We start from the raw sequence: 25136 nt of genomic DNA, 5'->3' as shown, positions 1-25136 counted from the left end.
GGGTCAGTCGGCGGCGACGGCCTTCGGCCGCCCCGGGACGAACAGCACCGCCACGAGCGCGGCGACCAGCACGAAGCTGCCGGCGACCGCGAAGGCGTGGCTGTAGCCGCGGCTCAGGGCCGTCAGGCTGCTGTCGTGGCGGGTCGTGCTCACCGCGACCGTCGTCAGTACCGCGAGCGCGACGCTGGCGCCGACCTGGCGGCTGGTGTTGAGCAGCCCGCTGACGAGCCCGGCTTCCTGCGGGGCGACGCCGGAGGTCCCCATCGCGGTGTTGGCGACCATGCACGTGCCGATCCCGACCGAGGCCACCAGCGAGGGCACGAGGAACGACCAGAAGGTGGAACCCGTGTCGAGCAAAGAGAATCCGAGCATGCCCGCGGCACCCAGCAGCGACCCGGCCGAGAGCAGGACGCGGTTGCCGAAACGCGCCGCCAGCTTCGCACTGGTGAAGCTGCCGACGACGATCCCGGCGCAGAAGGGCAGGAAGGCCGCGCCGGCCTTGACCGGGCTGTAGTGCAGCACCTCCTGCAGGAAGAGGGAGGCGAAGTAGAAGCCACCGAGGGTCGCGGCGCCGATGAAGACGACGATCAGGTCGGCGACCCAGACCGTGCGGACGCGGAAGATGCCGAACCGCACCAATGGCTGCGAGGCGACCCGCAGTTCCCAGAACGCGAATCCGGCGGCCGTGACGACGGACCCGATCAGGCCGACCAGGGTCGTGGCGCCGCTCCAGCCGTGCTCGCCGGCGTAGACGGTCGCCAGGACCAGAAGCGTCATCGACGCCGTGACCAGCACCGCCCCGACCACGTCGAGCCGCCCGGTGCCGGGCCGCCGCAGGTCGCGCACGCCGGCCAGGGCCAGCGGGAGCGCGACGGCGACGATCGGCACGTTGACGAACAGCACCCAGCGCCAGTCCAGGTACTCGGTCAGCACACCGCTGAGCAGCACGCCGAACGCGCTGCCGGCCGCGGCGACCATCGACCAGACGGCGATCGCGCGCCGCCGGGCCGGGCCCTCCGGGAACGTGACCAGGATGACCGTGAGCGTCACCGGCGCCAGAACCGCGGCGGCCAAGCCCTGCCCGCCCCGCGCGGCGATCAGCTCGCCCGGACTGGTCGCCAGCCCGCCGAGCACCGAGGCCAGCCCGAACGCGGCCAGCGCCACGACCAGCGTGCGCCGGTGCCCGACCAGATCCGCGATCCGCCCGCCGAGCAACAGCAGCCCGCCGAAGACGAGCGTGTAGGCGTTGACCACCCAGGACAGCGACCCCGGCGCGAACCCGAGATCGGAGCCGATCCGTGGCAGCGCCACGTTCACCACGCTGATGTCGAGCACGACCATCAACTGGCACAGACACGCGACACCGAGCACGAGCCCGGCCCGCGCCGGCGGATCGGACGCGGCCTGGACACCGGCCGGCTGCTTGTCGACGACACTCATGGGACCCCTCCGATGCGAACGTTGTACGCGTAAGGTAATCCTAACTTCGAAACCCGGCAAGACCCGCCGCGAGACCTGCCAGGATGGACGTCGTGATCGAACGAGCCGACCCGGCAACCCGGGGTCGCTACGGCCCCCGCCGACCGCGCCCAGGCCTGACCCCCGACATCGTCGTCGCCGCCGGCCGCCGGGTCATCGAACGCGACGGCCTCGACGCCCTGACGATGCGCACCGTCGCCGCGGAACTGAACACCGCAGCAGCCTCCCTCTACCGCCACGTAGCAGACCGCGACGCCCTCCTGGTGGCGATCCTGGAACAGATCGCATCAGGCCTGCCGGTAACCGTCCCGGGCGCCACACCGCACGACAGACTCCGCCACCGCTTCATAGGCGCCCACGACTACCTGGCCGACTGCGTCTGGGTCCTACACATCCTCATCCGCGGCGAACTCAACGCCGAAGCCGCACTCCCGTTCAACAACGCCTGCCTGGACGACTTCCTGCAGGCGGGCCTGTCGCCGGGCGAAGCCCTGACAGCGTTCCGAGCATGCTGGTACCTCACCGTCGGCGAACTCCTGGACAGGCACCAACTCAAGCCGAGCGAAGAAACGCAGCGGCAACGCGTAATCCGCGACTTCGACGCCCAGCGCTTCCCCGCACTGGCGCGCGTCCGCGATCTCACCGCCGACGAACGGGCCGCGGACGACTTCGAAAGCATGATCGGGGACACGATTCGCGCGACGCTGGCGCGGTGAAGCGGTGCTCGTAGGCGCTCAACCTCAAGCAAGCGGTTGCCGGCAATACAGAACACTTATACGGTGGCCACCCTGTCGCCGGAACCAGCCATCGGGGGCGCTTTGTGCATGTCGCTAACACTGCCTTGCTCGGGCGCGTCGCGGTTGGCCTCGCCGCGTTCACGGTAGTCGCAGGCCTGGTTACGGGGTGCGGCGGGCACTCCGGTCAGGCGCCTGACACCAAGCCGCTGAGCACGCCTTCGCAGACACCCAGCAACAGCACGAGCTCGACCCCCAGCGCAGAGCCGACTTCTTCCTCCGCTGCCGTACCGACGCCGACCACTTCCGACAGCCCCGCCGTCGTATCGGCACCGCACATAATCTGCTCCTCGACCTGCTACTCGATCGGCGGTTAGCAAAGAAGAAGTCGGCCACGAACTATCGGGGCCGCCCACAGGCTGTGTCAGGGCTCGTCGTCGCCATAGACCCAACTCGTCTTCCCGAGCAGGGCGAACTCCTGCCGCAATGTTCCAAGCGCCCCTTCAATACCGGCGACCGCGCCCTCGAAGACCTTCACCTCGCTCGGGTTGGGACGTCTGCGGCATTCGTGGTCATCGGCCACGCGGGCTTTGAACCGCCGCCATTCGGCGACGTACAGGTTGATACTCCGTTCGGACTCAGCGGCGCAGGCGGACCAGACCGACTGGGCCAGCGTCCCGTTGCGCTTGGTACGAGCGAGGATATGGTTGATCTCCTCGTCGGCCGCGATCATCCGCGCGGCGAGCGCACGGCATTCGCCCAGCATGTTCGGGCGGCCCAGGATCTCGATGACGACGGACGTCAGCGTGGTCAAGGCTTCCTCTCTCAATCCAGCAGCTCGCGAAGATGCCCTCCGCCATAGCCCGGAATCATGCAATATCGCCGGTCTTGCCCCATTCACCGAATGCCAATGGATCCACGAGTCCTCAAGACGTTCTCGCCACAAAGGAGCACAGCTCACGGACGAACTCGCTCCGAATTCGGCCTCCGCACCCGCGCGGACCCGACTTGCCTCAGGCTCCACAGCCACGAGTACCCCGACTTCGTGCCGACAAGCACCGCCTGCCCGCTACGCCCCGCCCAGCACTCCGGCTAAGAGCACGCACTGTCGCGGTGGATCCACCCGCTTAGACGTTGAGACTGGAAAGCAGCTCCCTGGCCAGCTCGGCGGCCTTGTCGTCGACATCGGCTGCGGTCATCACCGTACTGCGAGACGCAATCAAAGCCTCGAGATGCCCGATATCGGAGGGCTGTAGACCGGGCCTAAGCCAGCGCAGCCACTCGACAACAAGACGGTCCGTGTAGTCAGGCATCTGATTGACGACCAACACCTTGATGGCGGAGGCCAGTCGCAGAGCCGTCGCGTCATGGTCGGAAAGCAGCATCGCCAGCTCTGACGGCGGGCTCAAGGGCCCGTCTGCGAACACCGGGAGGAGACCTGGTCCGACAGTCGTCAAGGCATGCGTTTGCGAGCCAGGCGCGAGAACAACGTCGATCCTGCTGACCGCGCCCGCGCCGTCGACCCCGACAACCACATCGGTCAAGCCGGGGCTGCCAACACGATGAGTCATCATGAACATCCCGTCGAAGTCGAAGAAGCGCAGCTCTCCGCCCAGATCGAGCTGTCCGCGGAAGACCGAGTCGGCACGCTGTGGTCCGTTTTCGAGCCACAGCGCCACCCGGGTCATGCCGTTCTGCGCTCTGACCCGGACCAGAAGCTGCCGAAGCGACGCCACAGCGGGTTTACCGGAGAAGCTCGCCACCAACTCGTTCTCCGGCGCCGAACCGGAGCCGATGAACAGAAGTCCTCTATTCAGATTGAGGTCATGGCTGGCGAGCTTCATCCGGAGTTACCGCCTTCTACTAATCGGCCAGCATACGGCCACCTTGCGGGCCATGCGTCACCACTATATCGACGGTCGCGTCAAGGTAGCCGTCCCAGTTCTTGTAGACCGGGCCGATTTCATGTGCCTCCATCATTCGACCCAACTTGCGAAGAGCCGCCGGCTGAATATCGTCGCTGCATTCGGGGCAGTGGGCCCAAATGCCGTCGTAGACCTTTTTCCCATCCGGCATCCGGCTGGTTGACGGCTGGTGGTCTCCTCGCATACTTCCGGGATACGAATCGCCACAGGTATGGCACGGGTCGTCCTGGATCGCAGCTCGCTCATCTGGCAGCACAGTCCCGTCAGCCATTCTTGGTTGAACGGAGTTCGTGGCGTAGGGGCCGACCTGGAGAGTGTCCTGCTCTCGCTGTGTGAACTCCTCCCCACACACGGAGCACGGACCCTCAGCCTCTTCAGCAGCACTCATCTTGCCGCCGAAGGCGCTCGGCAACGCGCCGTCCTCGGCACCCCTCAGGCCCCTCCCGGCGCCCTTCAGCCCCCGGGCCGAGGCGATGGTGTCGACGACGTCCATCCCCGTCTGCAGGAAGCCCTTGCCGTCCTTGACGTCGTTGTAGACGTTGTCCCCGCCCTGCACCACGCCGATCGCGGTGGAGGTGACCACCGCGGCGTCGCCGACGGCGGCCATGCCGGCCGTCACCACGTCCAGGCCTGGGATCTCGACCGTGGCGGCTGCCACGTAGTTCAGGACTGGGGCTGCTGCCGCGACGGTGTTCACGACCTTGACCGCGGCCTTGAACAGTGACTTGAGGTGGAAGCCCCACAGGCCGGTCGGGTCCATCTGGGAGATCGGGTCGTCCGAGGCGTAGGCGTAGCCGCCGAGCGCCTGGGGGTTGTCCGGTTGGAACACGGGGTCCGCGGTGAGGAAACGGCCGAGGATCGGGTCGTATTTGCGGGCTCCTATGTCCACCAGGCCGGTGGTGGAGTCGGTCGTCTTGCCCAGGAAGGTGTGGTCGTCGACGAACGTCCCGGTCTTGGTGCCGCGCACCGTGTTGAACGGCGTGTAGTTGACGCGGCCGGCGACCAGGGAGGCCGCGCCGCCGGTCGGGACCGAGGCGTTCAGGGTCGTCGAGGATGTGCCCTGCTGGTTGGTGACCTCGTAGCTGACGACCGGGGTACCGCCGCCGGATTCCACGATCGTCGGTGCGCCGTCGTAGGTGAAGTACCGGTTGCCGGTGACCTGGCCGCCGGAGACGTAGATCTCAGCGCCGTTCAGGTACAGCGTGGTCTTGCCGCTGTCGCGGCGCAGCAGCTGGGTGCCGTCGGGTGCGTAGACGTAGTCGACGGTGGTGCCGTTGTTGGCGACGTGTCCGAGACGGTCCTCGCTGTCCCAGGTCAGAGTCTGCGCCTGCGCGCTTCCGGGGCGCGAGGTGGTGTTGCCGGCCGTGTCGTACACGTAGGTGTTCGCAGTGACCTGATTGGACGGCTTGGCGGAGGTCACCGTGTGCGGCTGGGCGCCCGCGTTGCCGTAGCCGTAGGTGGTGGTGACGTCGTTGGCCGCCGTGCCGGCCGGGTTGTAGTCGGTCTCGGAGGTGCGGTTGCCGGTGGCGTTGTCGTAGCCGAACGTCTCCCAGTACGGCGCCGGGCCCGAGTTCACCTGCGACGTGGCCGCCGTCCGGTTGGCCGCGTTCGGCGCGCCGTTCGCGCAGCCGCCGATGCCGCCGTCGCCGGTGCTGAAGCCGCCGGAGTCGGTCCAGGCCGCGGTCAGGCGGTCGGCGTAGTCGTAGGTGAAGCACTGCAGGTCGGTCTGCGTGGAGACGTTCGCGACGTTGTTGCTGCCGACCGTGCCGGCCGTGCCCTGCAGGTCGCGGATGCCGGTGATCTGGCCGTCGGCACGGTAGGAGTAGTCCCAGTGGTCGACCGAGGCGTTCCAGATGCTGGTGGCCGAGACGTCGACGTTCAGCACCCGGCGGGTCGCCGAGTCGTAGTTGGTCTTCTGGACGACCTGGTTCGGGTAGTCGCCCAGTTGCCGGGCCATGACCTCGCCGAACGGGGTGTACGACGAGTCCGACAGCAGGTTGGCGTAGCTGTCGCCGGCGGCGACCAGCAGACCGTTGGCGTTGTAGGAGTTGTAGACGGTGTCGGGCTGGAGCGCGGACGCCCCGGCGGTCGACGGCGAGGAGGGCAGATCGATGTGGTCGAGCAGCCCCGTGTTGGGCGTGTAGGTGTTGTTCGTGGTGTAGGTCCCGACCAGGCCGGTGTTGGCGGTGCCGTCGGCCGGGATGGTCAGGGTCGTGCTCAGCGGCTGGCCGCTGGCGGTGAATCCGGTGATGTCCGAGGTGTACGCCGGTCCGTTCGCACCCGCTGTGTAACGCGCCCAGCCGGTGTTCTGGCCCTGACCGTTCGGCACGGCAGCGCCGGTGCGGGAGTTGTCGAACGACCACGAGGCCAGCTGGTTGGCCGCGGTCTCCGCCGCGGTGCCCCACCCGGACCACTCGCCGATCTTCCGGCCGAGGTCGTCGTACTTGTAGTGCAGCTGCTGGTTCCGGCCGTTCTTGACGTCCGTGAGGTTGCCGGCCGCGTCGTAGCCGTAGCTGCTGTTGCCGGTGTCGGGGTCGGTGGAGGCGAGCTTGAGCCCGGCCAGGTTGAAGGTGTCGGTCCAGGTGTTGCCGGCCGCGTCCTTGACCTGGTTCTGTCGGCCCGCGGCGTCATAGCCGTAGGTGGTCACGTCGGCCCCGGCGGCGTTGCCGAAGGCCGGGTTGCCGGACCGGTAGGTGTACAGGGCGTTCTTCAGCCCGCGGGCGTCGGTGTAGGTGGAGGTTCGGCCCGCGTCCGGCGCCGGGTCCCCCTGCTTGACCGCGGGGCTGCTGTCCGTGCGGTCCGCACCGGGGTAGGCGGTGTCGGAGTGGGTCAGGACGATCTGGCTGCCCGACAGCACCGAGAGGTTCCGCGTCTGGGTCGCGCGACTCATGCCGTCGAAGACGGTCTGGGTGGCACGCGGCACCGGAGCGCTGTTCACCCACAGGTTCGCACCAGGCGCCGCGGTGTCCAGGTAGGGGCCCGTCGACAGGTAGGCGTTGCCGTGCGAGTCGTACTGGGTGTCGGTGATGATCCGGCCCGAGTCACCGGAGACCGGAGCCCCCTGCGTCTGGCGGGTCCGCCCCATGGAGTCGATGTAGGAGTACGCCGCGGAGTACGACAGGTCCTCACGCAGCGTGTCGGTCTCGACCAGCGAGGGCGCCGAGGTGTTGGTCAGCGTACCGGTCGCGCCCGGCGCGGCCTGGCTGCCGGTGACGGTGTAGTGGAACGCCAGGCTCGGCGCGTTGGTGTAGGACGCCTTGGGATGCCCGGCCAGCCACACCTTGCTGCGGCGCCCGAGGGCGTCGTATTCGATGTGGGTGGTGTTGTTGTTCGGGTCCAGGACGTCGGTGGCCAGCCCGCGCTTCGGATCCAGGGTCGTGGTGGTGGCCTGGCCGGTGGGTCCGACCACCTTGCTCTGGCGCGGCAGCTCGCCGGCGACACCGGCGGCGTAGGCCGGCGTGTACGAGGTCGACGTCACTTTGCCCAGCGGGTCGGTGACGGCGGTGACGCGGCCGTAGCCGTCGTAGTCGGTCTTCGACTTGGTCACGTAGACCGGGTTGGTGTCGAAGTGGTCCAGGACATCGGTCTTGCGCGTCTCACCCAGGGTCAGCGTGCCGGGGGAAGTCGCGTTCGGGTCGTCGTAGAACGTCCGGGACTCCGAGACCACCTGGTTGTTGGCGTGCGCCAGCGGGGCGCCGTTGCCGTCCCAGCAGCCGGCGGCCGGCGTGGTGGTCCAGCTCGTGGTGTCGTCGGCGAAGTCAAGCATCCAGCTCTTGGCCGGGTTCGACGCGTACGCCGTGGACGTGCACACGTCCGGGGACGTGTCGGCGACCGCCGGGGCCTTGCTGTAGACCGGCGAGTGCACCCAGGTCGCCGTCAGCCGGCCGCCGTGCGAACCGGTCGCGCTGGTGGCCGCCGGGGTGCCCTGGTCGTACGTGTAGTCGGTCTGGGTGGTGCGGGTGCCGGGGCCCGAGCCGTTGTCGGCGGTGACGGTGCGGGTCAGCTCAGTGGCGGTGGCCAGTTCGCGGGAACGCTGCGCGGGCAGCGGCGCGACGCGGTTGTGCTGCGCCATCGGCGCCGACATCCACGGCCGGGTCACATCCTCCGACCACACCCCGCCCGAGGCCGAGGTGAAGGTCTGCGTCTCCAGCGTCATACCGGACAGCGCGTTGTCGTCCTGCGTCGAGCCGCCGAGGGTGTCGGCGACGTTGACGGTCGGGCAGCGCGGGTCGGATCCGCACGACACCGAGCCGGCCTTGGCGCCGGCCTGGTCCGGGTCCCAGTTCATACCGCGCAGGTAGGTGGTGACGGTCTTGGACTGCGGCGTGCCCGCCGGGTCCGAAGCCGCTCCGGTGGTCGTGGTGACGGTCTGGAACCCGCGGTACTGGTCGTAGGTGCGGGTGTTCGCGTCGGTGATCAGGTCGGAGTCGTTGGAGTGCCACGCCGCACCGGTCGTGGTGTCGTACGTGTACGCGGTGGTCTGGGTGTCGGTCCGGGTCGCGAAGGTGCTGTCGGCGACGGTGACCTGGGTGACCACGTACTTGTGGAACCAGTCCGTGATCGGCGTGCTGTAGCCCGGCGGGGTCCAGTACTCCGGATAGCACAGCTTCGTGTTGTGCCAGTCCGGCGACGCCGGCGGCGCGGTGCAGCCGAGCGCGTAGGTCGTCGGGTCGTCGTAGGTGACGGCGATCTGAGCGTTCAGCTCGTCGTTGATGTAGCCCAGGCGCTCTCGGTAGAACTTGAGCAGGCCGCTCACCACGGTGCCCTTGGAGTCCTTGACCCCGTCGACGCGGTTCGCCATGCCGGTGGCGTAGGGCAGGAACTGAATGTCCGGCATGCCCGAGGCGTCCTCGATCCCCGTGCGGGAGCCGGAGGCGCCCTGCTCGGCGTCGGCGCAGACCTGGCCCGGTGCCGAGTCGACGCCGGTGCAGTGCCGGATCGCCGCCAGCCACAGCGGCGGCCGGTTGATCTCGGCGTCGGAGTCGGTCAGCTGGTGGAACTGGTGGAACAGGTCGTAGTGGTCGACGTTCTGGTACGCGCCGTTGACGGCAACCTTGGTGGTGATGGAGCCGAGCATCAGGGAGCTGAAGAACGTCGGCTGGTTCTGCCACTGCTCGCACGGCGTGGCCGCGCAGACCATGTCCGTCGGCGTGTCCTGGAACTGCAGGCTGATCGGGCTGGTCGGGTTCTCGCAGCCCGCCGAACCACCGGAGGTGCCGCCGTAGCCGCCGTCCCACGCCGGGTCGACGCAGCGGTTCACGGAGGTGAACAGCACCTTGGCCGCCGGCTGCCGGCCCGCCGCGACGTCGGCCGTGGTCCAGCCGTAGTCGATCTCGGACAGCTCGCCACCGCGGACGTAGTCGGTCGCGGTGTTCGCCGTGGTGCGGCCGTACTTGCCGAACTCACGGTTGTACAGGTACTTGGTGACCATGCCGTGCGGGTCGACGGTGTAGTCGAGGTTCCAGCGCCAGGCCACGCGACAGGCGGTCGGGCTCGCCGTGGTCGGGTCCTGACACGTCGTCGGCTTGCCGGGGTTGTTGAACGCCGGCTCGTACCACGCGGACTGGGTCGGGGTGTCGGTGCCGATCGTGCCGCCGTTGACCTCGGCGGGCAGCTTGTCGGCCCCGAAGTACGCCACGGTCCCGTCGGCGAGGCGGACGCGCATGTACTCGCCCGCGTTGCCGTCCGGCCCGACCGTGCCGTTCGTGGTGCCGTTGAGCACGTCGACCTGCGTACCGTCATCGGTGGGCAGCTTGTAGTGCGTGTTCGTGGTGTCCGAGTCGTCGTGCACCAGCTGGCCGCCGTGCGCGCCGAAGGACAGCGTCAGCGCGGGGATCAGCTTGCCGGAGGCGTCGCGGGCGAAGCAGTTGTCCGTGGACGTCGCGTAGGCGGTGGGCTTGGCCGACGTACAGGGCACGTACGTGCGCTCGATATAGCCCGGCGAGTAGTCCCAGCCGTCGCCGATCGAGGAGGCCTGACCGTTCTCGACCGAGGAGTGGCCGTCCACCGAGCCCGAGTCGTAGCTCAGGGCCACCGACGGCGCGGCGCCGCCCAGAGCCGCCGGGACCGAGATCGGGTACTGATACGAGAAGTCGCCGGTGTTCCCCGACTCCGACCAGTTGTTGGACGCCGACAGGCTGGTCGCCGTGTACGAACCCTGCGCGCCGGACGGCGTCGAGGTGGCGGCCAGCACCACCGCGGGGGCGGCCGCCGCGCTCTTGGCGGACGCAGCGTCCGACGTGGCGTCGGTGGTCGCGCTCTTCGTCCCGGCGGCTGGCGACGAGTCCAGCGTGACGGTTCCGATCAGCTGGTGCGAGGCCAGATCGTTGCGGAACGCGACCGGCGCCTCGGTCTGGCAGGCGGGTACGGCCGGCGTGGTCAACGCACAGGCCGGCAGCGCCACCAGCCGCAGCCGGGACGCGTAGTCACCGCCGTAGACCTGGCTGAAGGCCGAGTAGTCCACGGCGACGTCGACCGTCGCCTTCTGGGTCTTGCCGTCGGATCGGCTGACCGAGACGACCACACCGGAGACACCGACGCGCTTGGCGACGGACTGGTCCGCGACCGAGACCTTGACCTTGGTCGCCGGAGAGGTGGCGGCGGGGGCGGTCGAGCCGGGCTTGGCAGCGGCCATGGCACTCGGCGAAGCGGCGTCCGCCGAGCCCTGGCCCACGGACACCGGGACGTACGCGGAGCGCACCATCGCAGAGTTCTGCGGTATGGCCTGCGAGCCCAGCATCGTGCGCGCCGTCGGGGCGGAAGCCGCGAGCGTCAGCTCGTCGGTCGCCGCCGCCGGGAACGCGGCCGCGGTGATCGGCGCGCCCTTCGGCACCGGCGGAGCCTTGATCGCCGTCGGCTGCCAGGGCGCGCCCGGCACGTCGGCGTCCAAACTCAGGGCCTTGCCATTCCATTTCTGATGCGCCGGGCGTCCGGAGGCCTCGGCCGGCAATGGCCCGGCGACCAATGGCAGTACCACGGAAATCGCTGACAGAAACGCCAAAGGCCGCCTTCGCAAACGCGAAGACAGCGGATGCACGAGCATCGCCAAAACCCCCAAGGTTCCTTGGCTCGGGCCAAGACCAACGACGAGACAAGACACGAGACAAGCGACGAGAGAAGAGAAACGAACGCACCTTAACCGACCGGTGGTCCGCTGCACCAGGGACCTGAGACAGGATTCAAATCAAATTCGCTGCGTTAGGCGCGCTTGCCGCTTCCTTGTCCGGTTTGAATCAGTATTCAGCAAGGCCTATCCGACTTCTTCGACGTGTCATTTGAGCTGGACACAGAAAATGGTTGCCCTAGGGCCCGCGCACCGGATATAAGTTGCGCGGTAATCGGCCGGGAGCGCCGCTTCCGGCCGGGCGGAACCAGAAGGCGTACCGGCCCACCTGCGACCAACGAAGGCACCCGTGAGACCCAAACCACTGATATCCACCAGGCGGCTGGGCCGCGTCGCGGCCGGCCTGACGACGGCCGCGCTCGTGGCGATCCCGATACCGGCCGTCCAGGCCGCCACGGTGTCGTCCGCGGTGGGCGGCACCACCACGACGACCGCGCAGTCCGGAGCTTCCACACCCGCGCCGGCCAAGCCGGATCCGCAGGCGGCGCTGCGCAAGTCCCAGGCCGACGCGCACGCCAAGGCCGTGAAGACCGGCAAGCCGGTCATCGTCGACGCCGCCACCACGCCGTACGCGATGACCGTGGCGAATCCCGACGGCACGTTCAGCTACCAGCAGACGGTCGAGCCGGTCCGCGCCAAGGTCGGCGCCACCTGGTCGGCGATCGACACCAGCCTGGCGGTGGGGACCGACGGCAAGCTGCACACCAAGGCCACACCGGTCGCCATCACCGTCTCCGACGGCGGGACCGGCGTGCTGGCCGCCGTCGACACCGACGGCAAGAAGGTGTCGATCAGCTGGCCCGGCACGCTCCCCAAGCCGACGTTGAGCAAGAACTCCGCGACGTACCCGGAGATCTATCCCGGCGTGGACCTGGAGGTCTCGGCCGACTCGCTGGGCGTGCGCGAGGTCCTGGTCGTGAAGTCCGCGACCGCCGCCGCCAACCCGGCACTGGCCGCGATCCACCTCGGGATCGACGGCGCCGGGGTGAAGATCGGCACGGACAGCACCGGCGCGATCGTGGGTACGGACGCCGGCAACAACCCCGTCTTCACCAGCCACACGCCCCTGATGTGGGACTCCACCCAGCCGGCCACGCGGTCCGCCGCGCCCGATCCGGTGGCGAAGTCCGCGACTCCGCCGGCCGGCGCGAACACCGCGAACAGCGGGAACAGCGCTGACGCGACGGCGCCCGCCGACCCGGCCGACGGCCCCGGCCCGGCGTCGAAGACCGCTGTCATGCCCGTGGCGCTGCACGGCTCGACGGTGGACGTGACCCCGGACGCCAAGCTGCTGCGCGGCGCCACCACCGTCTACCCGGTCTACGTCGACCCGCAGGTCGGTGCTCCGATCCAGCACTGGGCGGAGATCTACAACAGCAGCCTCGACCGCAACGGCTACGACACCGAGTCCTGCTGCACCAACGAGGTCGTCCGCGTCGGCAACTCCTCCGGCAGCGGCATCATCCGGTCGATGGTGAACTTCAAGATCGACAACAGCGTGTTCCCCGAGAACAGCTCGATCGCCGACGCGGTCTTCAAGGCCACCACCCAGGGCGGCGCCTCCTCACCGTGCGCGCCGATCGACCTGTACACGCTCGACCCCTTCAACAATCCCGCGACCTGGCGGAACCAGCTGGGCACGGGCGGGGCGAACTCCATGAGCAACACCGGCGCCTCGGCGTGGTACTCCACCGACGCCAAGCTGATGAACGCCCCGAACGGCCAGAGCACCACCCCGGGTTGCGGCGGGCACGGGAACACGTTCTCGGTCAACGTCAAGAGCGTCGTGCAGCCGCTGCACGACAACTACCACACGGACGTCACCTTCGGCTTGAAGGCCAACAACGAGTCCACCCCGGCCACCGCCGGGTACGCCGTGTTCTACCGCCACGACGGCGACAACGGCGGCAACATGTGGGATCCGCTGCACGACGGCAACATGCAGCTGTTGATCACCTACCGGCTGTGGCCGCGGCCGGTGGCCATGAAGATCACGCCGAGCACCACCGGCGGAAGCAGCTGCGACACCGCCCAGCCCGGCGGCTACATCGCCAAGACCATCACCGGCACGATCACCGCGACCGAGGAAGTCGAGGACATCGACCCGGCCAGCCTGGCGGTCAACCTCGGGTTCAACGACCTGACGGTCACCGGCAAGACCGGATACCAGAACAACCTGGCCGCCACCTCCGGCACGCTCAACGGGCAGCCGGCCTCCGACGGCTGGTACCACTACCTGGCCTCGGCGAGCTTCGGCCAGGACATCGCGGCGCAGCACAACGATCCGAACCTGTCGATCACCGACGGCCACGCCTACGGCGTCGGCGACGGCGGCATCACCGACAACACCTACGGGCAGAGCGTTCTCGGCACGCAGCTGGGCTACCCCAACGGCAACTGCTTCTTCACCGCCGCGTTCAACTCCCCCAACAAGCCGACGGTCTCCTCGACCGACTTCCCGGCAATCGGCTCGGTGTCGGTCAAGACCGCGACCCAGGGCGGCAACCTGACGATCGGCGGCACCACCACCGGCGTGCCGATCGACCACTACGACTGGGTCCTCAACCGCGACTCCTCGCAGGTCGGCGTGACGTCCGTGGGCGGCGCCACGCTGTCCGCGAGCGGCGGCCCCACCACCACCCTGGCGCTGCCGACCGGTCTGACCACCGCCGGTGAGAACACGCTGTGGATCCGTGCGGTGGACCGGGCCGGCAACTTCTCCCCCGTGGCCGAGTACGACTTCTACACCCCGGGCAACCCCAACCACGTGACCACCCTGGGCGACGTCACCGGCCAGGGCGTGCCGGACATCGTCATGGCGGTGCCGGACGGCCATGGCGCCAGCCACCTGGTGGTACTGCCCGGCAACACCGACCCGGCGCTGCCGGCGGCCAACCTGCCGGCGAACATCGCCGCCGCGGCGAACGAGGCCGCCCCGGCCTCGGCCGCACCGGACGGCAAGACCTGGGACAACACCCTGATCACGCACCGCGGCGCCGAGCGCGGCGTCCCGGTCGACGACCTGTTCGCCGCCAAGAACGGCGCGCTCTACTACTACCTGAACGCCGCCACGTTCGGCGGAACGGTGCCGGCCGACCAGTTCGCCGTCCAGCACCAGGTGGTGGTGACCCGTCCGAGCTGCAACGCGGCCATCGACGTGCGCAACCAGTGCGCCGGCTACCGCTCCGACTGGTCCGGGGTGAAGCAGATCCTGGCCTTCGGCGCCGTCGGCGGACAGGACCCCGGCACCTTCGCGGGCAAGACGAACCTCATCACCGTTGAGGACGACGGCAACGGCGGCGCCAACCTGTGGCTGTTCAAGCCAGTCGGCGTCGGCCAGGTCACCGCACCGGTCATGATCGGCTCCTCCAACCTGACCGGCGCCTACGCGGCCCTGCCGGGCTGGAACTGGCTGAACATGGACCTCATCGCGGCCGGCAAGATCAAGGGCGACGCCTCCAACGGGGCCTACCCCGACCTGTGGGCACGCGACCGCACCACCGGCAACCTCTGGCAGTTCGACAACACCGCCACCAACAACGTCGAGGACCCGTACAGCCTGGGCAACCTCAACGCCGCGCACTCGGTCGGCCCCACCGGCAACACCGTGGCCCAGGGACCGCTGTCGGTCGCCGACTACCCGGTGCTCGTCAACGCCGGCAGCCCGGCCGTGGACAGCAGCGGGACCATCAGCCAGACCGGCTACCCGGCGCTGTGGGGCACCCAGCCCGATGGCCAGCTCAAGCTCCTGCCCGGCTCCGCCAACGGTCCGGTCACCACCGCCAACGCGGCGTCCGGGGCGTCGTGGTCGGCCTCCGCCGACGACATGTCCCGCAACGCCTGGACCCAGGTGAAGCAGGTCAGGAGCCTCAACGGCCAGGTCCCCACGTCGGCGAGCGGACCGATCCGCGTCGGCTACTCCCAGCAGTGCCTGGACCTGCCCGGAGCGAACACCAACAACGACACGGCTCTGCAGCAGTACTCCTGCCTGAACAACATCAACCAGGCCTGGACCTTCGGACCGGACGGCTCGATCCGCTGGGCCGGCAACACCAACAAGTGCCTGACCATCCGCTCGACCTGGGCGGACAACTACGGCACCGCCGACACCTCACCGCTGACCATCTCGGACTGCGTGAGCGTCACCGACCCGAACGACCCGCAGTTCGGCGCCATCAGCGGCGGACAGCGCTTCGTCGTACGCCAGAACGGTTCCATCAACGGCTATTCCCAGCTGTACAACCCGGCATCGGGCCGCTGCCTGGACAACGAGGCCAGCACCCAGTCCGGCGTCGCGCCGTGGCTGTGGGACTGCGCCGGCTCGGGCAACACCCAGCAGGCCTGGCTCGTGCCGGTCGGCTCGGGCTCGGCGCTGCAGACAGAGGCCGAGACGCTGTGGCAGAGCACTGCCACCGGCGGCAGCCTGTCGACCCAGACCAACTGCTGCGGCGTCACCTGGTCCAACAACGCCCAGGAGATGCTCAGCGCCACCGCCCCCAACGCCACGATGACCCTGTCGTGGTACGTCCCCTACGCCGGCACCTACTCGGTGAAGCCGGCGATGACCAGCGCCGTCGACTACGGCACCGTGACACTGACCGTCGACGCGGGTACGGCGAACCAGGCCGTACTGCCGCAAACCTTCGACGGCTACCACAACGGTGTGATCGTCAGCCCGTTCACGTTCGGCACCGTCACGTTCGCCACGCCCGGAGTACACACCTTCACCTTCACGGTGAAGTCGACCAACGCCGCGTCGACCGGCAACCGGTACAACGCCGGCGTCGACACGCTGGTGCTGCGGCCGGCCTCGAACGCCGGGCCGACGGCGCGCGCGCAGATCCCGAGCAGCGCCGCGGTCGGCAGCCCGATGACGGTGGACGCGTCCACGTCCATCGGCGGCGCGTACGCGATCACCGGGTACACGTTCGCGTTCGGCGACGGCACCGCTCCGGTCAGCGGAACGGCGGCCACCGCGTCGCACACGTACACCACGCCCGGCACGTACACCACGACCACCACGGTCACCGACTTCAACGGAGGCAGCGCCACCACCACCAACCGGGTCACCGTCCTGAGCAGCCCGGCCATCCCGAACGGCGACTTCGAATCGGGGACCCTGTCCGGGTGGACCGCCTCGTACAACGCGGCAACGACCACCAGCAGTCCTCACACCGGCACCTACGCCGGCCAGATCACCGCGCCCACCGGCGGCACCGGGTCCATCGAGCAGGTCCTCACCGGCCTGGCGCCGAACACCTCGTACACCCTCACCGGCTGGGTCCGCACTGACGGCGGCAGCACCATCCTGGGCGTCAAGCAGTACGACCCCGCCGGCGACAACGAGGACGCCACCACGACGGCGACCGGCTGGACCCAGCTCAGCGACCAGTTCACCACCGGCGCGAGCAACACCAGCGTCGACATCTACTGCTACCGATCCACAGCAGGCACCTCCGCCTGCGACGACATCACGCTGCTGGCCACTCCGCCGGCGGGAGGCGTGGCCAACCCCGACTTCGAAACCGGGAACCTGGCGGGCTGGAACGCCGCTTACAACGCCGGAGTCACCACCACCAACCCCCACTCGGGAACGTACGCCGGACAGATCAACGCTCCCACCGGCGGCAACGGGTCCATCGAGCAGGTCGTCAGCGGACTGATACCCAACACCTCCTACACGCTGACCGGCTGGGTCCGCACTGACGGCGGCAGCACCATCCTCGGCGCCAAGCAGTACGACCCCGCCGGCGACAACCAGGACGCCACCACGACGGCGACCGGCTGGACCCAGCTCAGCGACCAGTTCACCACCGGCGCAAACAACACCAGCGCCGACATCTACTGCTACCGATCCACAGCAGGCTCCTCCGCCTGCGACGACATCACCCTCACGCAGACCGCGGCAACCATCGCCAACCCCGACTTCGAAGCGGGATCCCTGGCCGGCTGGACCGCCGCCTACAACGCCGCAGTCACCACCACCAACCCCCACTCGGGAACGTACGCCGGACAGATCAACGCACCAGCCGGCGGCACCGGATCCATCGAACAGGTGGTAAACGGCCTCACACCCAACACCACCTACACCCTCACCGGATGGATCCTCACCGACGGCGGCGTCACCAACCTGGGCACCAAGAAATACAGCGACCCCACCGGGGCTGACGACACCGGCACCACCACCACCGCCACCACCTGGACCCAACTCACCACCCAATTCACCACCGGGCCTACCAACACCAGCGTCGACATCTACTGCTACCGATCCACAGCAGGCACCTCCGCCTGCGACGACATCACACTGACCAAGAACTGACCGAGAACCGACCGAGGGGCTGACCAAGCTCTCGTAGCACGCGACCTAAACAACCGAAGGGCGCTACCCAGCCGGGTAGCGCCCTTCAATCGCACGCAGTTGTCCGCCGAGCGCCCGGCGTCCAGTGAGATCAGCCCCCGGCCCCATCACTCCCGCGCCCCGCGCGTCGGCCGCCGCGCGTCCCCTGGCCGCGTAGGCGGCGGGTGACGTCGGCGGGGTCTTCGCGGGTGTTCGGCGCCCCGACGTTGCGTGGTTCTGAGATGACCACCGCCAGGGTGGTCACGAGGAGGATCAGCCCGAGGATGAGCAGTGTGGCGAGAAGACCACCGGCATACATGGTGACGTCTCCCTTCGTAGGGGTCAGACATCCCTTGTAGCCTTGATCTGCTGGTTCAAACGATGTCCGCGATGTGCCGGGCGATCTCGAGGGCGCTCGTCGCGGCGGGGGACGGTGCGTTCAGGACGTGGACCTGGTCGCGGGTGGTTTCGATCAGGAAGTCGTCGACCAGGGAGCCGTCGCGGCGCATGGCCTGGGCGCGGACGCCTGAGCCGTGGCGGACGATGTCGTCCTCGGTGACGGCCGGGACGAGGCGGGCCAGGCTGGCGGCGAAGCGGCGCTTCGAGAAGGAGCGGCGGACCTCGTCCAGGCCGGTCGGGAGGGCGTAGCGGCGGGCGAGGCGCCAGGTGCCGGGGAAGGTCGCCACTTCGGCGATGTCCTTCGCGGAGACGTCAGTCCAGCGGTAGCCCTCGCGGCGCAGCGCCAGGACGGCGTTCGGGCCGGCGTGGACGCTGCCGTCGAGCATCCGGGTCAGGTGCACGCCCAGGAACGGCAGCGTCGGGTCCGGGACCGGGTAGATCAGGCCCTTGACCAGGTGACGGCTTTCGGGCCGGAGTTCGTAGTACTCGCCGCGGAAGGGCACGATCTGGGCCGACGGCGTCAGTCCCGCCAGGCGCGCCACCCGGTCGGAGTGCAGGCCGGCGCAGTTGACCAGGGTGTCGGCGCGGATGATGCCGGCCGCGGTGGCGACCTCGACGCCGCCGTTGCGGCCGGGCCGGATTCCCAGCGCGGCGCTGTTCAGCCGCAGGTCGGCGCCGGCCTCGCCGAGGAGGCGGACCAGTGCGGCGCAGACGCCGGGGTAGTCGATGATCCCGGTGGACTCGACGCGCAGCGCGGCGACGCACGAAACTTCGGGCTCGTACTCGCGCGCCTCGGCCGGGGTGATCCGCTTCGCGGGCACTCCGTTGGCGACGGCGCGCTCGGCCAGTACGTCGAGCGCCGGGATCTCCTCCTCGCGGGTCGCGACGACGAGCTTCCCGCAGACCTCGACGGGTACGCCGTGCTCCCGGGCGAAGTCGACGATGGACCGGTTGCCGGCGACGGACATGCGGGCCTTGAACGAGCCCGGCTTGTAGTACAGCCCGGCGTGGACGACGTTCGAGTTGTGGCCGGTCTGGTGCGAGGCCCAGGCGGGCTCCTTCTCCAGCACGGTGACGCCCAGCCCCCGCCCGGCCAGCTCCCGGGCCACGGCCAGACCGACGATCCCGCCCCCGACGACTACGACACTGCGCACGATCGGCAGAGTACGCGACTCGGTGGCGACAGGTGCGAGAAACCGACAGTGCCGAAGCCCGGCCGGGCCCGAAGGAGCGGTACTTCGGAGCCGGCCGGCACTCAGGCTGCTTACACCTGTCTAAACCGCCGCCGCGGCTTCACCGCCGCCGGTCACGCGTACCTTCGCCCTCGCCCGCAGCGCGTCGACGGCCAGCGGCCCCGGCCCGACGATCGCGATCATGAGGAACGCCCACGAGTACAGCGCGGCTGGCTCGCCGCCGTTCTGCATCGGGAGCAGGGCCTTCTCCTGGTGCACGGAGAAGTACGCGTACGCCATGGTCCCCGAGAGCATCACCGCCGACGTCCGGGTGCCGAGTCCGATCAGCACGAGCACGCCGAACCCGAGCTCCAGGGACGCTGCGACCCCGCCGGGCCACATCAGGGGCGAGACCGTCTTGCCCGAGACGGGGAAGCCGGTCAATGTGGAGGCGCCGTGGCAGGCGATGAGAAAGCTGACCACTATCCGGAACAGTGATGAGCCGTATTCGGGCACAGGCTTCAGGGTGGACATCTGGTTCTCCGCTTCCGTGTCCGTCCGCCGGCCTGCGCCGTCGGACCGTGGTGGTCCCCCGGTACGGCCAGGTGTGGCCGACTGTCACAGAACGTTGAAATAAGGGGCCTGGTTCAGATGCGGCCGCGAACTTCGGAATCGGATGAAAGTTCCTGTCACCGGGCCGTTCAGTCCCGCCAGATGCCCGTCCAGTCGTAGAGCGGCGCCGAGGTCGCATACTCGCGAAGGTACGCGATCTTCCCTCCTTCGAGCCTGGCGATCGTCGCGCCACGGAGCCGGCGGCGTCGGCCATTCGCGCATCATGCCGGCCGATGCCAGTGGGGGTACCCCCTAATGGGTCCGACGGCCACCCGGTCGGCCAGGGGCTCGCGGCGGCGACTACACTGAGTTGCCAAGAATCAGGGTTCTGCCGAGCCCGGCGACGCGAGGAGGGGCGCCCATCGTGCCCGCAAGCGAAGGAAGAGGCCCGGCGGAGGCCTCTGACCGGCAGGTGAACAGCGTGTTCGACATCGACGAGGTGTCCGGGTACCGGACCGTCGTCAAATGCATGGGCCGCACGTTCTCGGCCGTGGCGGCCGACGGCGAGGTCACCATCAGCGACGTCACCGACATCACCCGTCCGGTCCGGCTCGGGGTCGCCCGAGCACGGGGCACCGACGGCCGATGGCGGATCGTCGGCCCGAACGAGCAGGACGTCCTGACCACCGCGAGCCTGCTGCACGCCGCCATCGCCCTGCGGCAGGCGGTCGAACCGGCGTTCGCGGCCCCGGCCGCGCGGAGCGAGTGAGCGATCCGGCGACCCCGCCGCACTCGCCCCACCGCACTCGCCCCACCACACTCGCCCCGCCGGGCGGCGTCCGGGTGACTACCCGGCCGCCGCCCACACCTCGTACATCTGTGTCCCGTGGCTGGTCGCTCCCGGGACCTGCGCCACCAGCGTGTATCCAGAGCCCTTCGCGCTCAGCGTCTTGTCGAGCTCGTCGTCGAGTGCCGCCGTCGGGCCGTGGTCCAGGATCACCAGATTGAAGTAGTGGTCCTGCAAAGCGCTCTGGTATGCCTGGACGCCTTGCAGCGCCTGGCCTTGCTTCGTCGTGTACGAGAAGAAGAACGTCGTGAACCACTCGTACGGCTGCGTCTTGTCCCGCAGGTAGTACCGCGGCACCTCGTTCTCCTCGGCGAGATACCGCTCATGCCCCTCGTGTACGAGCGGGCGGATGGCGGCGACCATCTTCGTCGAGTTCGGCCAGCCGTCGTAGAGCGGTACCACGGCGTGCGTGGCGTAGAGAGTCAGAACGGCCGCGATTCCCAACGCCAGGCCCGGAATGCGTTTGCGGACGTCCTTGTGCTGGAGACGCGCCAGACCGGCGATCGCCAAGCCGGCAATCGGTGCGGCGAACATCAGACCGAAGCCGAGGTGCTTGTGCAGAGACTGCATCTTGTGCAGATGCGCTTGGTAGACGGTGGCCAGCAGCGCCGAGCCCGCGAGGGTGGCCGCCAACAATGTTCGAGCCCGCGAGCGGTTGCGGCGGAGCGCTTCGAAACAGGTGCCGATCACGGCCAGCACGAACACCCAGCCGCACCAGACCATCGACAGCCGGACGATCGCCGACACGGGGTCGCCGCCCTGATCGCGACTGGTCGTGGTCTGCCTGATGCCGAGCTTCATATCAGGGCTGAGGGACATGTACGCGGCGAGTAGCAGCGCCACGACTCCGGCCGTCAACGCCAGACCGCGTACCAGTCCTCTGATCCACTGGGCACGGCGCGGGTATGAGTGGTCCGGGACTATGAACACTGACACGGCGATGACCGTGGGCACGTACAGCAGCGCCGCGTATTTGACCGCGACTGCCAACGCCAGTACCGGGGCTGCCGCCAGCACCACGACGACCGGCATTCGCGCCGTCCGCACCACGATCCAGAAGGCCGTCGCCAGCAGCAGGATCGCCAACGCGTCGTAGGTGGCGAACCGGCTGAGGAACAGCGTCGGCGCAGAGGTCGCGAACAGCAGCGCCGCAAGGATCGCCGGCGCCTGTCCGTACAGCCGCCGCGTGATCGTCCAGACGATTCCGGTGGTCGCGAGCAGGAAGAGCAGGCTCATCGCCCGGGCCGCCTCCAGGCCGCCGAGGTGGTCGGCGCCGGCGGCGAGAATCGGATAGAGGAACGGGGCGCCGGAGAAGTAGCTCGGGTAGGAGTCGTACGTCGGCGTGCCGTGCAGCTCCAACGCGAGCTCGCGGTGGCCGGCGTAGAGGTACAGCGACTCGTCCTCGAAGGCCGAGTTGGACAGCCGGTACGCGAGGACGATCTGCAGGATCATGATCAGCGCCAGCGGGAGCCGGCCGCGAAGCAGGGTGTTGATGCGGTCGCCGAAGCTCGATCGCCGCACATCCGCCGTTTCGGCGGCTTCGACCGCCGACCCGGCCGCCTCGGCCTCGGCGGCTTCGATCGTCGGCCTCGCCGGCCCGGCCGCGCCAGTCGCCTCAGCGGCCGCGAGCGCCCCGCCCTGTGGTCCCGGGCCGTCCTCGGCCGTGTCGGACCGGGATTCCACCGTCGTCACCGATTCACCTTCAGAATGTCGATCCGCTGATCCCCGGTCCCGAAGGTCGCCACGACCCCGGCGTGCCCCATGGCCGCCCGCACCGTCGGCAGCCCGTTCGGGTCCTGCCGGATCACGGACGTCGAGACGACGTAGTCGATGTCCTTCCACCCGTCCGGCAAGGTCCGCGCGACCGCCGGGTCCAGGTCCACCTTGTAGAACCAGATCACCCCGAGCCCGGGCTGGAAGCCCTGGTCGGCCAGGTCCGGCCACATCGCGTCGTCGACGACGATCCGGGTGTGCGCGTGGTCCGGGACGTGCGTCTTGATCCAGGACGAGGCCTGGGCGTACTGGTCGTTGGAGAACGCCGTGTCGGCGGTCGCGTCGCCGGTCTGCCACTGGGGCGCGATCAGCCCGATCAGCACCACGCCGCCGAACGCGGCCAGGTCGAGCCGCCGCCACGGCACGTCCCAGCGCCACCAGCCGCGGATCCAGGCTCGCGTCCGCTCCCGCAGGAGAACCTCGACGACGGCGTCGGCGAGCCCGGCGATCGAGACGGCGAAGAACGGGATCGCCTGGATCACGTACATCGCCGGCAGGTAGCCGTTCGGCCGGGCGCCCACGACGATCAGGATGACGCCGGCCAGCGCGACCGGCCGCAGCCGCCGCACCGCCAGCGCCAGGAACGAGCACGCCGTCCCGGCGTACATCAGGATCGGGTCCCGCACCAGCCACCAGTGCAGCGTCAGGTTCGACACCGATCCCTTGCGCAGGATGTTCCCCGAACCGGTTCGACCCAGCTGATAGGAGATGGCCCCGAACAGCGAGTTGTGCCCGGGTCCGGCGAACAGCTCGCCCTTGAGCAGCGCGTAGAGCGGATACTGCAGGACGATCAGCCCGGCCGCGGACAGGAACCCGACCACGGAGAACTTGCGCGTCGCCTTGTCAGAGCCCTGCCACAGGGCCCACAGCAGCGCCGGCGCGACGACCAGCATCGTCTCCTTCGACAGGATCGAGACCGCCGCGCAGGCCCCGGACCCGACGTGGTGCCACAGGTGCCGCTTCGGCGACAGCGCGAGCACGAAGGCGGCGACCATCCACACCACGGCGAAGTTGTCGAGGTAGATCTCGCGCTGCATGGTCACCGACAGCGGCGACAGCCCGAAGACCACGACGCCCAGCGCGGCGGCCCAGCGCGCCATGCCGATCCGGCGGCAGAGCACGTACACCAGCGCCGAGGCGACCGCCGTCACCGGCAGCATGATCACCCGGGCGTGCATCACGACCATGGTCCCGTGGTCGAACAGCGCCGGGATCCAGGACAGCGCGGCGATCTGGATCCAGCCCAGCGGCGGGTGGTCGTACCAGTAGCTGTAGTGCGCGAGGCCGTGGCCGTGCTGGATGGCCCAGGCCTGCGCCAGGTAGGTGCCCTCGTCGTCGCTGACGGTCGGGAAGTTGGCGATGTTCTTGCCCTGCACCAGCACGATGAGCGCCACCAGCGGCAGGCAGACCGACAGGTCGGGGTGGCGGCGGACGAAGTCCAGAGCCCGTCCCCACGTCAGAGCGGGACCCCGCGTCAGGACCCGTCCCGGCATCAGAACCCGTCCCCGCATCAGAGTGCGGCCTCGGCTTCGAGGTGCGCGCCGACGTGCTTGGTGAGTTCCCAGTCCTTGCGGCCGCGCGCCTCACGCCATACCGCGCGCAGTGCCGCCCAAGCCAGGATCAGCTGGTAGACCGGGCCGCCGAGGAGCAGTTTGACGTAGTGCCGCGGCCGTACCGGAAGCTGGTACTGCTTGCCGAAGTCGTGCAGCCCGACGGCTTCGAAGAAGAACGTCGCCAGCATCGGGATCACCGGCAGGAACGAGATCAGCGCGACCCCGATCGGCACGTTCGTGATGAGCGCTACGGTGAAGCCGAGCATGACCAGGACGCCGGAGAACGCCTGGAAGAACGGCGTCATCAGGGTGTAGCGGGCCAGCAGGCGCTGGCGGCGCGTGGGGAGCCGCTTCCAGTCCTTCTTCCGCAGCACCTGCAGGAAGCCCTGGTTCCAGCGAGTCCGCTGCTTCATCAGCGCGACGACCGAACCGGGCGTCTCCTCGCGGGTGACCATCTCCGAGTCGTAGGCGACGACCACCTTCGCCCCCTGCGACGACAGGCGGACACCGAGATCGCAGTCCTCCGCCAGACAGTCCTGGTCCCAGCCGCCGTTCGCGCGCAGCAGGTCGGTCCGCACGAACACGGTGTTGCCGCCGAGCGGGATGAAACCCTTGCTGGCGTGCAGGTGCAGCCGGCTGCGGAACCAGAAGAAGTACTCCAGGCAGTTGCGCAGGCTGTACCAGGACGAGTGGTAGTTGATGAGCTGCACGCCGCCCTGCACCACCGCGGCGTCGGTGTCCCGGAACGCGTGGTCGACGTGCGCCAGCAGCTCCGGATGCACCTGGTCCTCGGCGTCGAAGACCCCGACGACGTCGCCGCGACAGTGCGGCAGCGCGTTGTTCAGGGCCTTGGGCTTGTTCTTCTTCTCGTGGTAGTCGGTGACCACCCTGACCCGGCCCGCGTTCCGCGCGGCCAGAGCATGCGCCACCTCGGCGGTCTCCGGGTCGTCGTGGCCGACGATGACCAGGACCTCGTAGTCGGTGTGCGTCGACTCCAACAGCCGCGTCACCGTGCGGTCCAGGACCTCCTGCTCGTGCCGCGCCGGCACCAGGAGCGAGAACGACAGGCCGCAGTCGCCGTCGGGGGCTGCGAACTTCGTGGATTCGAGCGTCTCCGGGGTGCGCCAGGCGTGCAGCATCCACCACAAGGTGAAAGCCGCGACACCGAATTGGAACGCGGAGAACAAGACGATGGCGATTGAGAACATTGAGTGGATCCCCCTGAACGCGACCGGTCGACCC

General features: G+C 68.9%; 14 protein-coding genes. 3 read left to right on the top strand and 11 right to left on the bottom strand.

The features are described from left to right. Positions 1 to 3 precede the first annotated feature (3 nt). A complete protein-coding gene (locus tag ABH920_RS32205; protein ID WP_370352980.1) occupies positions 4 to 1440 on the bottom strand; it encodes an MFS transporter in 1437 nt (478 codons plus the stop codon). Positions 1441 to 1532: 92 nt separating this feature from the next. On the opposite strand from ABH920_RS32205, the gene ABH920_RS32200 reads away from it, so the two are divergent. Further along, positions 1533 to 2195, top strand: coding sequence for a TetR/AcrR family transcriptional regulator (locus tag ABH920_RS32200; protein WP_370352979.1), 663 nt, complete (start codon positions 1533 to 1535; stop codon positions 2193 to 2195). Positions 2196 to 2400: 205 nt separating this feature from the next. On the opposite strand, the gene ABH920_RS32195 is transcribed toward ABH920_RS32200, so the two are convergent. The 4 genes from ABH920_RS32195 to ABH920_RS32180 all read right to left on the bottom strand — a co-directional run bounded on the left by ABH920_RS32195 (position 2401) and on the right by ABH920_RS32180 (position 11027). Then, on the bottom strand, positions 2401 to 2553 hold the full coding sequence (locus ABH920_RS32195; RefSeq protein ID WP_370352978.1) for a hypothetical protein: 153 nt from the start codon (positions 2551 to 2553) through the stop codon (positions 2401 to 2403). A gap of 84 nt (positions 2554 to 2637) precedes the next feature. Then, complete coding sequence (locus tag ABH920_RS32190) at positions 2638 to 3027, bottom strand: hypothetical protein (protein ID WP_370352977.1); 390 nt, start codon at positions 3025 to 3027, stop codon at positions 2638 to 2640. Positions 3028 to 3340: 313 nt separating this feature from the next. Then, positions 3341 to 4057 (bottom strand): hypothetical protein, encoded by a 717-nt coding sequence (locus tag ABH920_RS32185; protein WP_370352976.1) that lies wholly within the window; start codon positions 4055 to 4057, stop codon positions 3341 to 3343. A gap of 19 nt (positions 4058 to 4076) precedes the next feature. Then, a complete protein-coding gene (locus tag ABH920_RS32180) occupies positions 4077 to 11027 on the bottom strand; it encodes an RHS repeat-associated core domain-containing protein (RefSeq protein WP_370352975.1) in 6951 nt (2316 codons plus the stop codon). Positions 11028 to 11550: 523 nt separating this feature from the next. Here ABH920_RS32180 and ABH920_RS32175 point away from each other — a divergent pair. Then, entirely contained in the window at positions 11551 to 17580 is a 6030-nt protein-coding gene (locus tag ABH920_RS32175) for a carbohydrate binding domain-containing protein (protein ID WP_370352974.1), read from the top strand. 130 nt (positions 17581 to 17710) lie between these two features. On the opposite strand, the gene ABH920_RS32170 is transcribed toward ABH920_RS32175, so the two are convergent. From ABH920_RS32170 to ABH920_RS32160, 3 genes are all read right to left on the bottom strand, one after another. Next, on the bottom strand, positions 17711 to 17917 hold the full coding sequence (locus ABH920_RS32170) for a hypothetical protein (RefSeq protein ID WP_370352973.1): 207 nt from the start codon (positions 17915 to 17917) through the stop codon (positions 17711 to 17713). A gap of 55 nt (positions 17918 to 17972) precedes the next feature. Beyond that, positions 17973 to 19151: an L-2-hydroxyglutarate oxidase gene (gene lhgO, locus ABH920_RS32165; RefSeq protein WP_370352972.1), complete on the bottom strand. Its 1179-nt coding sequence runs from the start codon at positions 19149 to 19151 to the stop codon at positions 17973 to 17975. 120 nt (positions 19152 to 19271) lie between these two features. Further along, positions 19272 to 19703, bottom strand: coding sequence for a DoxX family protein (locus ABH920_RS32160; RefSeq protein ID WP_370352971.1), 432 nt, complete (start codon positions 19701 to 19703; stop codon positions 19272 to 19274). Between the two features lie 442 nt (positions 19704 to 20145). Between ABH920_RS32160 and ABH920_RS32155 the strand changes: the two genes are divergently transcribed. After that, positions 20146 to 20490, top strand: a complete 345-nt coding sequence (locus ABH920_RS32155) for a hypothetical protein (RefSeq protein WP_370352970.1) — start codon at positions 20146 to 20148, stop codon at positions 20488 to 20490. Between the two features lie 78 nt (positions 20491 to 20568). Here ABH920_RS32155 and ABH920_RS32150 read toward each other — a convergent pair whose 3' ends face one another. The 3 genes from ABH920_RS32150 to ABH920_RS32140 are packed head-to-tail and all read right to left on the bottom strand — an operon-like array spanning position 20569 to position 25102. Then, on the bottom strand, positions 20569 to 22260 hold the full coding sequence (locus tag ABH920_RS32150; protein ID WP_370352969.1) for an ArnT family glycosyltransferase: 1692 nt from the start codon (positions 22258 to 22260) through the stop codon (positions 20569 to 20571). Further along, complete coding sequence (locus tag ABH920_RS32145; RefSeq protein WP_370352968.1) at positions 22257 to 23834, bottom strand: ArnT family glycosyltransferase; 1578 nt, start codon at positions 23832 to 23834, stop codon at positions 22257 to 22259. The genes ABH920_RS32150 and ABH920_RS32145 overlap by 4 nt, the downstream gene beginning before the upstream one ends. A 17-nt stretch (positions 23835 to 23851) precedes the next feature. Continuing rightward, positions 23852 to 25102 carry a glycosyltransferase family 2 protein gene (locus ABH920_RS32140; protein WP_370352967.1) on the bottom strand — a complete coding sequence of 417 codons (1251 nt, stop codon included), beginning with the start codon at positions 25100 to 25102 and terminating at the stop codon, positions 23852 to 23854. Between the last annotated feature and the right edge of the window lie 34 nt (positions 25103 to 25136).

This window comes from Catenulispora sp. EB89, from assembly GCF_041261445.1.
In the GTDB taxonomy this organism is placed as follows: domain Bacteria; phylum Actinomycetota; class Actinomycetes; order Streptomycetales; family Catenulisporaceae; genus Catenulispora.
Note: the sequence above shows the minus strand (reverse complement) of the source record. Positions and strands in the feature narration are given on the sequence as shown.

Coding starts and splice junctions, on each gene's coding strand:
- ABH920_RS32205 (WP_370352980.1), bottom strand. CDS start 1,440: ATGAGTGTCGTCGACAAGCAGCCGGCCGGTGTCCAGGCCGCGTCCGAT.
- ABH920_RS32195 (WP_370352978.1), bottom strand. CDS start 2,553: ATGTGCGGTGCCGATACGACGGCGGGGCTGTCGGAAGTGGTCGGCGTC.
- ABH920_RS32185 (WP_370352976.1), bottom strand. CDS start 4,057: ATGAAGCTCGCCAGCCATGACCTCAATCTGAATAGAGGACTTCTGTTC.
- ABH920_RS32170 (WP_370352973.1), bottom strand. CDS start 17,917: ATGTATGCCGGTGGTCTTCTCGCCACACTGCTCATCCTCGGGCTGATC.
- ABH920_RS32160 (WP_370352971.1), bottom strand. CDS start 19,703: ATGTCCACCCTGAAGCCTGTGCCCGAATACGGCTCATCACTGTTCCGG.
- ABH920_RS32145 (WP_370352968.1), bottom strand. CDS start 23,834: ATGCCGGGACGGGTCCTGACGCGGGGTCCCGCTCTGACGTGGGGACGG.
- ABH920_RS32140 (WP_370352967.1), bottom strand. CDS start 25,102: ATGTTCTCAATCGCCATCGTCTTGTTCTCCGCGTTCCAATTCGGTGTC.